This window comes from Polynucleobacter paludilacus (assembly GCF_018687595.1).
In the GTDB taxonomy this organism is placed as follows: Bacteria; Pseudomonadota; Gammaproteobacteria; order Burkholderiales; family Burkholderiaceae; genus Polynucleobacter; species Polynucleobacter paludilacus.
Window position 1 is genome coordinate 1,503,547 of record NZ_CP061298.1, and the last position, 12,259, is coordinate 1,515,805.

The window sequence follows — 12,259 nt, forward strand, 5'->3', positions numbered from 1 at the left end:
CTAGATAGTTAATGACTGCCACAGGAATGGGTATCTTTACCCGAGCTCATTACCGCATCTCGCTCAACTCCGTGAACCTCGAGCTTCTTCAAATATTCCACCCATAAGCTTTCTTGATTCTCAGCCAAATGAAGCAAATATTCCCAGGTAAATAAACCAGAATCATGTCCATCAGAAAAGGTAGGCTTGATCGCATAATGACCAACAGGTTCAATTTGTATGATCACCACTTCGCGCTTCCCGGTTTGCAAAGTTTCTTGACCAGGACCATGTCCCTGTACTTCAGCCGAGGGTGAATGCACTCTCAAAAACTCAAAAGGCAAACGAAAGCTTCTGCCATCCTCATAACTCAACTCCAAGACTTTGGATTGCTGATGAGAAACGATTTGATTGGGAATAATCAAACCAGCACCCTCTCAATACCGCCCTGGTTCGCTTTTGCCACATATTCTTGCATCCAGTCATCGCCCAAGATTTTCTGAGCCATCTCAACCACGATGTAATCAGCCGTAGTACCGCTATCAGCGTCAAAACGGGTCAGGCCTTGCAAGCAAGATGGGCAGCTCGTCAGCACCTTCACATCAACTGCTGGATCATCCTTGCGAAGTGCATTGGCACCTTTTTCCATTTCAATTTCTTTACGGAAGCGAACTTGAGTTGAGATGTCAGGTCGAGTAATTGCCAAGGTTCCAGACTCACCACAGCAGCGATCATTTTTAGGAATCGCTTTACCGTTTTCTTGCTGAATCAATTCATTCACAGTCTTCAGTGGATCTTGCAACTTCATCGGCGAATGGCAAGGATCGTGATACATATATTTGACACCCGTCACGCCAGAGAGCTTCACACCTTTCTCGAGCAAATACTCATGAATGTCAATAATTCGACAGCCGGGGAAGATTTGTTCAAACTGATAACCTGCCAATTGATCGTAGCAAGTACCGCAAGACACTACAACAGTTTTGATGTCTAAATAGTTGAGCGTATTGGCAACACGGTGAAAGAGTACTCGATTGTCGGTAATCATTTTGTCGGCTTTATCAAAGTCGCCATTACCGCGCTGAGGGTAACCACAGCAGAGATAGCCTGGAGGTAAAACGGTTTGCACCCCGACATTCCAAAGCATTGCCTGAGTGGCCAAGCCTACTTGAGAAAACAAGCGCTCCGAACCGCAGCCTGGGAAATAAAATACAGCCTCAGTATCAGCAGAAGTGGTTTTTGGATCTCGGATAATGGGTACATAGTTGGCATCTTCAATGTCAAGCAAAGCACGGGCGGTCTTCTTAGGTAAATTCCCAGGCATTTTCTTATTCACAAAGAAAATCACCTGCTCTTTAACGCTCAGCTTACCAACCGTTGCAGGTGGGTGAGCTGTTTGCTTGCGAGCCAGCCTACTAAATAAATCATTACCAAGTCGCTGAGCTTTATAGCCCCAACCAATCATCGTCTTCCGTACGAGATTAATGGTGTCAGGACTGGTTGCATTCAAGAACAGCATCGATGCTGCAGTACCTGGGTTAAAGCGTTGCTGCCCCATCTTGCGCAACAAATTGCGCATATTCATCGTGACATCGCCAAAGTCAATTTTGACTGGACAAGGCGTTAAGCACTTATGACACACTGTGCAATGGGCTGCCACATCATCAAACATCTCCCAATGCTTAATAGAGACACCGCGACGCGTTTGCTCTTCATACAGAAAAGCTTCAATTAATAAGGAGGTTGCCAAAATCTTGTCGCGCGGACTGTAGAGCAAATTAGCGCGAGGAACATGGGTTGAGCAGACCGGCTTACATTTGCCACATCGCAAGCAATCTTTGATGCTATCGGCAATTGCACCAATATCACTTTGCTGCATGATGATGGACTCATGGCCCATTAGTCCAAAGCTTGGGGTGTATGCCATACCAAGATCAGCATGTGGCATCAATTTGCCTTTATTGAATCGACCCTCTGGATCAACCCGATTTTTATAGGCGCGGAAATCTTTTAACTCGGCTTCAGTTAAATACTCTAATTTTGTAATGCCAATGCCGTGCTCACCAGAGATGACGCCATCGAGCGAGCGAGCCAATTTCATGATGCGATCGACTGCATGATGTGCATCTTGCAACATCTCGTAGTCATCTGAGTTCACTGGCAAATTGGTATGGACATTGCCATCACCTGCATGCATATGCAAGGCGACAAATACCCGCTTACGCAAAATCTGCTTATGGATTGCTTCTAGTTCATTCAAGATGGGTTCAAAAGCTAAACCACCAAACATGATCCTCAACTCAGCGCGAATCTCAGTTTTCCAAGATGCCCGCAAACTGTAGTCTTGCAGCTGTGGAAAGTAAGTGTCCATCTTAGTGAGCCACTCGGACCAGCGTGCACGCACTCCCGCAATCAGATCAAGAGCCTGCTGAACTCGATCACCTAAGATTTCTGCACTAGGAATTTCATCATCTTCAGTAGATTTTCCGAGTGGAAGAGCACTTTTTCTTAAGAAGTGCTCTAAACCATCTAAGACCTGCAACTTATTTTTTAAGGACAACTCAATATTGATACGCTCAATACCATCGGTGTACTCACCCATGCGCGGCAAGGGAATCACTACATCCTCATTAATCTTGAACGCATTGGTATGGCGTGCGATTGCTGCAGTACGAGCTCGGTCCAACCAGAACTTCTTCCGAGCCTCAGGACTCACAGCGACAAAACCCTCGCCGACTCGAAGATTAGCCATGCGCACGACTTCACTAGTGGCCGCCGCTACTGCCTCTTCATCGTCACCAGCAATATCGCCCAGTAAAACCATTTTAGGAAGACTATTACGCTTGGATTTGGTGGAATAACCAACAGCTTTCAAGTAGCGATCATCTAAATGCTCAAGACCTGCCAAGATCGGTCCACCCTGCTTACTCAAACCATCTAAGTAGGCTTTGATTTCGACAATGCTTGGGATCGCTTCACGTGCTTGACCAAAGAACTCTAAGCAAACGGTACGCATATATTTCGGCATGCGATGCAAGATCCAAGTTGCACTTGTGATCAAACCATCACAGCCTTCTTTTTGAACGCCAGGCAATCCTGATAAAAACTTATCAGTCACATCCTTGCCTAAACCTTCTTTACGGAAACGCTTACCCTCAGACTCAATGATTTCAGTTTTGAGAACACGTTTCCCAGGCTCACTCAAACCATCAGACCAGGTCAACTGAAAGCGCACTAGGGGAGCATCATGAATCTTGCCGAGGTTGTGATCTAAACGTTCTATGTCCAGCCAATTACCTTCTGGATCAACCATGCGCCAGCTGGCTAAATTATCTAAAGCAGTACCCCAGAGGACGGCTTTCTTACCGCCTGCATTCATCGCAATGTTCCCGCCGATGCAACTCGCATCAGCGGAAGTAGGATCTACCGCAAAAACTAAACCGGCGTGTTCTGCTGCATCCGCAACGCGGCGTGTCACTACGCCAGCGCCAGTAAATATCGTTGGAACTTCTTGTGAGACGCCCGGTAAATGTTTGCCCTTAACGCCATCAATCTGTTCAAGCTTTTCAGTGTTGATAACTGCAGACAAGGCATACAGCGGAATTGCGCCGCCGGTATAACCAGTACCACCGCCTCGAGGAATCATCGTGAGACCTAGCTCAATACATCCTTTGACAAGGCCTGGAATTTCAGATTCATAGTCAGGCTTCAACACTACCAGCGGAAACTCAACACGCCAATCGGTAGCATCTGTAACGTGAGCCGCACGAGAAACACCATCAAAGCAAATATTGTCGGAAGCGGTAAAGCGGCCCAGTACTTTGCGCGCCTGTTTACGAATCCGCTCGACCTCTTTAAAGCCATTTTCAAAATTCTCAACGGCACGATGTGCGGCATTTAACAGGAGTTGCACTTGTGGGGCAGACTCTCCGCTAGCGCGTTTTTTGACCTCGCCAAGGCGATGCCACAGCGCATCAGTCAGCATCTGGCGACGATTCGCGTTATCTAATAAGTCATCCTGCAGGAAGGGGTTGCGCTGCACCACCCAAATGTCCCCCAGAACCTCAAACAACATCCGTGCAGAACGGCCTGTTTTTCTAACGCCGCGGAGCTCATTCAGGGTCTGCCAAGACTCCTCACCCAGAATTCGGATGACGATTTCCCGGTCAGAAAAAGAAGTGTAGTTGTAAGGTATTTCCCGCAGACGGGGTGAGCCCTCGTCGGCTTCAAATAACTGATTTAATGCTAGTGGAGCATTCATGGTGTGATATTCGTTAAAGAAGCATTTTAATAGAGCATCCCCGATATTGGCAGGAAACCTAAAAAGATGTTGAGGAAGTCTATAAACCCCAGCAAAACTAAGGGCTTAGAACCCAACCGTGGTACGCTCATTGGATGGCAACCGACTACTTAAAGAAAATATTAGCTGCCCGGGTCTACGACGTAGCCAGGGAGACCGAACTGGAGCTGGCCCCCGAATTGAGCAAGCGTTTGGGGAATCAAGTTTTACTCAAAAGGGAAGATAACCAACCTGTTTTCTCATTCAAATTGCGGGGCGCCTATAACAAAATGGCGCATCTATCCCCAGGAGCATTAAAACGGGGGGTGATTGCAGCCTCCGCTGGAAATCATGCCCAAGGGGTAGCTTTGGCTGCAGCCAAAATGAAGACTAAGGCGGTCATTGTGATGCCTGTCACCACCCCCAGCCTCAAAATTGATGCGGTTAAAGCCCGCGGTGGCTCTTGGGTTGAAGTCATTCTGCACGGCGAGTCTTACAGCGATGCTTTCGCCTACTCTCAAATCTTGGAAAAAAAACGGGGATTAACTTTTGTTCACCCCTTTGATGATCCCGATGTCATTGCAGGTCAAGGCACGATTGCCATGGAGATTTTTCAGCAATATGAAAAACCCATTGATGCGATTTTTGTTGCTATCGGTGGTGGTGGCCTCATCGCAGGTATTGGCGAGTACGTCAAAGCCGTAAGCCCTAAAACCAAAGTCATCGGTGTGCAGTCAGTGGACTCAGATGCAATGAAGCGCTCACTTGAGGCGAATCGTCGCATCGAAATGAAAGACGTTGGACTTTTCTCAGATGGTACTGCCGTCAAACTGGTCGGCAAAGAAACCTTTCGCATCTGTAAGAAGGTGGTTGATGAAATCATTACTGTTGATACCGATGAAATCTGTGCCGCCATCAATGATGTCTTTACCGATACTCGTAGCATCTTAGAACCTGCTGGAGCCTTAGCGATTGCTGGCCTCAAGAAATATGTTGAACTGCACCATACCAAGAAGAAAACCTTGGTAGCGGTGGCCTGCGGAGCCAATATGAACTTTAGCCGTCTACGCTTTGTTGCTGAGCGGGCTGATGTTGGAGAATTTAAAGAGGCAGTCTTTGCCGTCACAATTCCCGAAGAGCGCGGGTCATTCAAACGGTTCTGTGAGCTACTAGGTAAACGGAATGTGACTGAGTTCAACTACCGCATCGCAGATCAAAAGCAAGCCCATATTTTTGTTGGCATAGGTACACAAAAGGCCGGGGATAGCGAGGCAATTGCTAAACATTTCCGCAAGGCGAAGTTTGCTACGATCGATTTAACCCATGATGAACTTGCTAAATCTCACTTGCGGCACATGGTCGGCGGTCACTCTGCGCTTGCTCAGGATGAGCAACTCTATCGCTTTGAGTTTCCTGAGCGTCCAGGTGCGCTGATGAAATTCTTAACAAGCATGGCTCCCAACTGGAACATTAGTCTGTTCCACTACCGTAACCATGGCGCTGACTATGGACGCATTTTGGTAGGCATTCAAGTTCCTAAAAATGAGCAGAAGCAATTCCAATCATTCGTGGCAAAGCTAGGCTATCCACATTGGAACGAAACTAACAATCCCGCTTATCGTCTCTTCCTCAAATAAGATGTCTTTCTCACTCACCGGAAAACTGGTTGTCGCAATTTCATCGCGCGCCCTCTTCGATTTTGAAGAAGAGAATCGCATCTTTGAGTCGACCGATGACAGCGCCTATATGAAGCTCCAGCTTGAGCGCCTATCTAAGGCTGCACAAACTGGAGTAGCCTTCCCACTAGTTAAGAAACTCCTTGCCTTCAACGAAGAGGGTGAGCAACGAGTTGAGGTAGTCATACTCTCGCGTAATGATCCAGTAAGTGGTCTACGAGTCTTCCGCTCTGCAGAGCATCATGGCTTGCATCTTGAGCGCGGTGTATTTACCAGAGGTAGACCTCCTTACCATTACCTGCGCTCTTTGAAGGCCAATCTTTTCTTGTCTGCCAATGAGGATGATGTCAGAGCAACTATTGATGCTGGCTTCCCAGCGGCACGGGTGTATCCGGAGTCCAGCAAAACAGCGGAATCTCATCCCAACGAAATTCGTATCGCCTTTGACGGTGATGCAGTGCTCTTTTCTGATGAAGCCGAGCAAGTCTTTCAGAATAAAGGCCTCGAAGCGTTTGTCGACCATGAAAGTAAGAAAGCAGATATCCCACTACCTCCTGGCCCCTTCAAACCCTTGCTTGAAGCATTGCATCGCCTTCAGCGCTCTACCAGCGAAAAAGGCATGCGGATTCGCACTGCATTAGTTACTGCACGCTCTGCACCCGCCCATGAACGTGCGATTCGCACGCTGATGGCTTGGGGTATTGATGTTGATGAAGCAATGTTTTTAGGCGGCTTAACGAAGAGTGAATTTCTCCGAGAGTTTGAGCCTGATTTCTTTTTTGACGACCAAACAGGTCACTGCCAATCAGCCGCTTCAGTTGCGCCCACAGGGCATGTTGTATCTGGCGTCTCTAATCGGCTGAAAGATTAATCAAATGAATTCATTACAACTCGGCAAGAGCACGCCCTATCCAAATCAATACGATCCAAGTTTACTTTTTCCAATTCAACGCTCGGTCAATCGCGCAAAACTCAGCATCCAAGAAAATGCTCCACTTCCTTTTATGGGGGTCGATATTTGGAATGCCTTTGAACTCAGTTGGCTCAATCCCAAAGGCAAACCTCAAATCGCTTTGGCTGAGTTCCAAATTCCTGCAGACTCACCCAATATGATTGAGTCGAAATCTTTCAAGCTCTACCTCAACAGTCTTAATAGCGCACACTTCGAAAGCGAAGATGCCGTACGTGAACGCTTAATCACAGACCTATCAGCAGTAGCTGGAAGTAAAGTCATCACTCGCATCAACCCAACTGAAGAGATTGCCAAACAAGGTATGCAAGAAATGGGTGGGGTCTTATTAGATCGGCTGGATATCGAGGTAGATCCTGGAGCGAGTGCCGATCCCAGCTTATTAAGCGTTAATGAATCCTTTAGCCCGGTTGAGCAATGTTTAGTCTCCCATTTACTCAAATCCAATTGCCCCGTTACAGGCCAGCCCGATTGGGCAAGCATCCAAATTCGGTATCAGGGTAGACCCATTTTGGAAGAAGGCTTGCTGCGCTACTTAATTGGCTTTAGGCAGCTCGGTGAGTTTCATGAGCATTGTGTAGAAACCATTTTTTGTGACATCAAGCAGCAATGTAAACCAGAAAAACTATCTGTCTATGCTCGCTATACACGAAGAGGTGGCTTAGACATCAACCCCTTCCGCACCGATCACAACGCTGTCTGGCCTGACAACACGCGCCACGCCAGACAGTAATCCAATTTAGAACGGAATATCGTCGTCCATTGCGCCCAAAGAGGCAGCATTGGAAGATGCTGCTGGTGCAGAAGACTCAACAGACTTTGAACGACTGTAGCTCTCGCCACCTTCGCTACCGCCTACTGGCTTACCACCCAACATTTGCATGGTTTCAGAAACAATCTCTGTAGAGTATTTCTCTTGACCACTCGCATCAGTCCACTTACGAGTGCGTAAGCGACCCTCTACGTACACTTGTGAACCTTTTTTCAAATACTGACCAGCGATTTCTGCAAGCTTGCCAAAGAATGCAACACGATGCCATTCTGTGGTCTCTTTCATTTCACCAGTTTGTTTGTCTTTGTAACGGTCTGAAGTCGCTACTGAGATATTCGTTACTGCGTCGCCACTAGGCATATAACGCGTTTCTGGGTCACGTCCTACATTACCCACGATGATGACTTTATTTACCGAAGCCATGTTGTCTCCCGAAGAAAAATACCGCTGTTAAAAAATGATGAAGCTTAGGTGCTATCTCTGCAGCTTATGCCTTATCAGCTGATCTGGCGGGCAATTCCTGCATTGACCAAGCAATTATAAGCCAGCAAATTAAGAGGCCAGCGCCCGCCGCAAAGACTGAGAAAGTGCCAAGGCTATCCATTAAATAGCCCCCTAGCACGGCTCCACTAAATAGGCCAATAGATTGGGTGGTGTTGTAAACCCCTAGGGCTGTTCCCTTGGATTCTTTAGCAAAACGAGAAACCAGAGAAGGTTGCAGTGCCTCTAATAAATTAAAACCTACAAAGTAAATCACAAGCGCAGTAGCAATGACTGAAATTGAAGTTGCACTCGTAAAAATACTTTCAGCAATGACCAGTAAAACAATAGCTACTATCAATACAGTCCGCAAGCGATGTTTCTTTTCTCCTAAAATCAAAATGGGTGCCATGATGACAAAAGAAAGTAGTACTACTGGTAAATAAATTTCCCAATGCGAGGTGAGTGGCAAGCCAGCCTGAACCAGAAGACGGGGCACCACCAAGAACATTGCGACTTGGGTGGCGTGCAGAACAAAAACCCCCGCATTTAAACGCATGAGCTCTGGACGAAAAAAAACCTCCCGTAAAGAGGCAGACTGCGCCTGGGGTTCAGGTTTCGAGTTCGGCAAGACAAAGTGGGTAACCAGCATCGCCATGACACCCAAGCCAGCCAAGACAATAAAAATTCCGCGCATCGTAATGAGGCGATAAAGGGGGGCTGCAATGACTAAAGAAAGGGCAAAGGACAAGGCAATACTCCCGCCAACTAGGGCCATAGCGCGGGTGCGGACTTGCTCACGAGTTAAATCCGCGACCCAGGCCGAGATTGCAGCTGAAATCGCCCCCGCCCCCATCACGCCCCGTCCAATTGCGATCCAGAGCAGATCATCCCTTGCAGAACAGATCAAAGCACCAGCAATAAAGAAAGATAAGCCCCAGAAAACCACAGGCTTACGACCAATGCGGTCGGAGAGGCGCCCCAAAGGAATGTAGAGACAAGCCTGCACAATATTGAAGATTCCTAGGGCTAGACCAACCCAAAGTGCCCGCTCGCCGCCCGGCAGCCCATGGGCATAGACGCTAAAAACTGGCAAAAGCAGGAATAGACCCAGCATTCGAAGGCCAAAGATGCCTGCCAAGGCCAGAGTGGAGCGAAGTTCAGAAGGATTCATAAGAAAAGGCTATATTAACAAGTTACCCAAAAAAATCATGAATAACGAAATTAAAATCCGCGGCGCACGCACGCACAACCTTAAAAATATCAATCTGGATATTCCCCGAGAAAAACTGGTGGTCCTGACCGGCCTATCTGGTTCTGGCAAAAGCTCCCTCGCCTTTGACACCCTATATGCCGAAGGTCAACGACGCTATGTTGAGTCTCTTTCGGCATATGCCCGTCAATTTTTACAGTTAATGGAAAAGCCTGACGTCGATGTGATTGAGGGTCTTTCTCCAGCAATTTCGATTGAACAAAAAGCGACTAGCCATAACCCCCGCTCTACAGTGGGTACCGTTACAGAAATTCATGATTACTTACGCTTGCTATTTGCTAGAGCAGGGACACCCCATTGCCCAGAACACGATTTGGCTTTAGAAGCACAGAGTGTTTCGCAAATGGTGGATACCGTCTTGTCGATGCCCGAAGATACGAAGTTAATGATCTTGGCTCCGGTAGTCAGTGAGCGTAAAGGCGAATTTGTTGACTTATTCCAAGATCTGCAAGCTCAAGGTTTTGTGCGCTTTAGAGTTCGCTCTGGTGGTGGCACGACTAATACTGCTAAAGCCGAAATCTTTGAAGTAGACCAACTACCTTCACTCAAGAAAAATGATAAGCACTCCATCGAGGTGGTAGTTGACCGCATCAAAGTGCGGCCTGACATCCAGCAACGTGTAGCGGAATCTTTTGAGACTGCCCTCCGCTTAGCAGAAGGCAAGGCCATGGTTGTCAATATGGATACTGGCAAAGAGATGATCTTCTCAAGCAAGTTTGCTTGCCCGATTTGTTCTTATTCTCTTCAAGAGCTTGAGCCGCGCCTCTTTTCGTTTAACAATCCGATGGGTGCCTGCCCTTCGTGTGATGGTCTGGGTCATATCTCCTTCTTTGATCCAAAGCGAATTGTTGCCCACCCAGAATCATCTTTAGCCTCTGGTGCAATCAAAGGCTGGGACCGGCGTAATCAGTTCTATTTCAAACTATTACAGACACTTGCTAAACATGGTGGCTTTGATCTTGAAAAGCCCTTTGATAAATTGAGCAAGAAAGCCCAAGACCTAATTCTCATGGGCTCAGGGGAAGACAAGATTCCATTTGAATACATCAATGAGCGTGGCAAACCCAGTATTCGGGAACACGCTTTCGAGGGGATCGTGGCGAACTTTGAAAGACGCTATCGCGAAACCGACTCGATGGCAGTTCGAGAAGAGCTCGCACGTTATCAAAATATGCGCTCCTGCCCCGATTGCAGTGGAAGTCGCTTACGTAAAGAGGCACGCTTTGTTAAGGTCGGTGACGGCAAACAATCGCGAGCGATTTATGAAATCAGCGCACTGCCTTTAAAAGAAGCTAAAGAATATTTTGAAGAACTCACCTTAAAAGGTGCCAAAAGAGAAATCGCTGACAAGATTGTTAAAGAAATCGGTTCACGTCTACGCTTCTTAAATGATGTCGGTTTAGATTATCTTTCCTTAGAGCGCAGCGCAGATACCCTCTCCGGTGGGGAAGCACAACGCATTCGACTCGCCTCACAGATTGGCTCCGGCCTCACGGGCGTGATGTATGTCCTAGACGAACCTTCTATCGGCTTACATCAACGTGATAATGATCGCTTAATTGGCACCCTCAAACACTTACGAGACTTGGGTAATAGCGTGCTGGTAGTTGAGCATGATGAAGACATGATTCGTGCTTCCGATTACGTCATTGATATCGGACCAGGTGCTGGAGTCCATGGCGGTGAAATCGTTTCACAAGGCACACCTGCTCAAGTTGAGGCAGACCCTAAATCACTCACTGGAGCCTATCTCTCCGGACGAGAAGCCATTGCGGTTCCAGAAAAACGAATTCAACCCGATGATCGCTACTTAGAAATCCTCGGTGCCCGGGGTAATAATTTGCAGTCTGTTCATGCCAAGATTCCAGTAGGTTTGCTGACTTGCGTTACTGGTGTATCAGGGTCGGGTAAATCGACCCTCATTAATGACACTCTGCATCATGCAGTCGCACAACACTTGTATGGCTCTACAGCTGAACCCGCTGCGCACGATTCGATTAAAGGACTTGAGCACTTCGATAAAGTCATTAGTGTTGACCAATCCCCGATTGGTAGAACGCCTCGCTCGAATCCGGCAACCTATACCGGGCTCTTTACGCCGATTCGTGAACTCTTTGCTGGCGTACCCTCAGCGCGTGAACGTGGCTACGAAGCCGGTCGCTTCTCTTTCAACGTCAAAGGCGGACGCTGTGATGCCTGCGAGGGTGATGGCGTATTAAAAGTAGAGATGCACTTCTTACCTGATGTCTATGTCCCATGCGATGTTTGTCATGGCAAACGTTACAACCGTGAAACCTTGGACATTCGCTATAAAGGGAAAAATATTCACGAAGTGCTCTCAATGACCATTGAGCAAGCGCATGAGTTTTTTGAAGCTGTGCCGGTTGTTAAACGTAAGCTCAAAACCTTACTCGATGTCGGCTTGGGTTACGTCAAGTTAGGTCAAAGCGCTACCACCTTGTCTGGTGGTGAAGCCCAACGTGTAAAACTCTCTTTAGAGTTATCGAAACGCGACACGGGTAGAACACTCTATATTTTGGATGAGCCAACTACCGGCCTACATTTCCATGACATTCAACTTTTGCTGACAGTGATTCAGACGCTGAAGAAACAGGGCAATACGATCGTGATCATTGAACATAATCTAGATGTCATTAAAACGGCAGATTGGCTCATTGACCTTGGACCCAAGGGTGGCGCAGGTGGTGGACAAATTATTGCGACCGGAAGTCCTGAAGATGTTGCCAAAAACAGTGCTAGTTTCACTGGCCACTACTTAGCACCACTACTGAAGCGTAAAAATCCTCCAGCTAAAAAGAAATAGCCAGAT

Annotated in this window: 8 protein-coding genes; 4 read left to right on the plus strand and 4 right to left on the minus strand. The window is 47.4% G+C overall.

Annotated elements, in window-relative coordinates; genetic code table 11:
• Nucleotides 1-8: 8 nt before the first annotated feature.
• Both AOC06_RS07860 and AOC06_RS07865 read right to left on the minus strand, forming a co-directional pair.
• Nucleotides 9-401 (minus strand): gamma-butyrobetaine hydroxylase family protein, encoded by a 393-nt coding sequence (locus tag AOC06_RS07860; protein ID WP_215381901.1) that lies wholly within the window; start codon nucleotides 399-401, stop codon nucleotides 9-11.
• Entirely contained in the window at nucleotides 401-4,240 is a 3,840-nt protein-coding gene (locus AOC06_RS07865; protein WP_215379995.1) for a DUF3683 domain-containing protein, read from the minus strand. The genes AOC06_RS07860 and AOC06_RS07865 overlap by 1 nt, the downstream gene beginning before the upstream one ends.
• Nucleotides 4,241-4,374: 134 nt before the next feature.
• Here AOC06_RS07865 and ilvA point away from each other — a divergent pair, with 134 nt between their 5' ends.
• The 3 genes from ilvA to queF are packed head-to-tail and all read left to right on the plus strand — an operon-like array spanning nucleotide 4,375 to nucleotide 7,637.
• Nucleotides 4,375-5,895 carry a threonine ammonia-lyase, biosynthetic gene (gene ilvA, locus AOC06_RS07870; protein ID WP_215379998.1) on the plus strand — a complete coding sequence of 507 codons (1,521 nt, stop codon included), beginning with the start codon at nucleotides 4,375-4,377 and terminating at the stop codon, nucleotides 5,893-5,895.
• Nucleotide 5,896: 1 nt separating this feature from the next.
• Nucleotides 5,897-6,805: a 5'-nucleotidase gene (locus AOC06_RS07875; protein ID WP_215380001.1), complete on the plus strand. Its 909-nt coding sequence runs from the start codon at nucleotides 5,897-5,899 to the stop codon at nucleotides 6,803-6,805.
• Between the two features lie 4 nt (nucleotides 6,806-6,809).
• Nucleotides 6,810-7,637: an NADPH-dependent 7-cyano-7-deazaguanine reductase QueF gene (gene queF / locus AOC06_RS07880; RefSeq protein WP_215380004.1), complete on the plus strand. Its 828-nt coding sequence runs from the start codon at nucleotides 6,810-6,812 to the stop codon at nucleotides 7,635-7,637.
• 6 nt (nucleotides 7,638-7,643) lie between these two features.
• On the opposite strand, the gene ssb is transcribed toward queF, so the two are convergent.
• Both ssb and AOC06_RS07890 read right to left on the minus strand, forming a co-directional pair.
• Complete coding sequence (gene ssb, locus AOC06_RS07885; protein WP_215271884.1) at nucleotides 7,644-8,099, minus strand: single-stranded DNA-binding protein; 456 nt, start codon at nucleotides 8,097-8,099, stop codon at nucleotides 7,644-7,646.
• Nucleotides 8,100-8,163: 64 nt separating this feature from the next.
• On the minus strand, nucleotides 8,164-9,330 hold the full coding sequence (locus tag AOC06_RS07890) for an MFS transporter (protein WP_215380007.1): 1,167 nt from the start codon (nucleotides 9,328-9,330) through the stop codon (nucleotides 8,164-8,166).
• A 37-nt stretch (nucleotides 9,331-9,367) separates the two neighbouring features.
• On the opposite strand from AOC06_RS07890, the gene uvrA reads away from it, so the two are divergent.
• Nucleotides 9,368-12,253 (plus strand): excinuclease ABC subunit UvrA, encoded by a 2,886-nt coding sequence (gene uvrA, locus AOC06_RS07895; RefSeq protein ID WP_215380008.1) that lies wholly within the window; start codon nucleotides 9,368-9,370, stop codon nucleotides 12,251-12,253.
• Nucleotides 12,254-12,259: the final 6 nt, after the last annotated feature.

Coding starts and splice junctions, on each gene's coding strand:
- AOC06_RS07875 (WP_215380001.1), top strand. CDS start 5,897: ATGTCTTTCTCACTCACCGGAAAACTGGTTGTCGCAATTTCATCGCGC.
- ilvA (WP_215379998.1), top strand. CDS start 4,375: ATGGCAACCGACTACTTAAAGAAAATATTAGCTGCCCGGGTCTACGAC.
- ssb (WP_215271884.1), bottom strand. CDS start 8,099: ATGGCTTCGGTAAATAAAGTCATCATCGTGGGTAATGTAGGACGTGAC.
- AOC06_RS07865 (WP_215379995.1), bottom strand. CDS start 4,240: ATGAATGCTCCACTAGCATTAAATCAGTTATTTGAAGCCGACGAGGGC.
- AOC06_RS07890 (WP_215380007.1), bottom strand. CDS start 9,330: ATGAATCCTTCTGAACTTCGCTCCACTCTGGCCTTGGCAGGCATCTTT.
- uvrA (WP_215380008.1), top strand. CDS start 9,368: ATGAATAACGAAATTAAAATCCGCGGCGCACGCACGCACAACCTTAAA.
- queF (WP_215380004.1), top strand. CDS start 6,810: ATGAATTCATTACAACTCGGCAAGAGCACGCCCTATCCAAATCAATAC.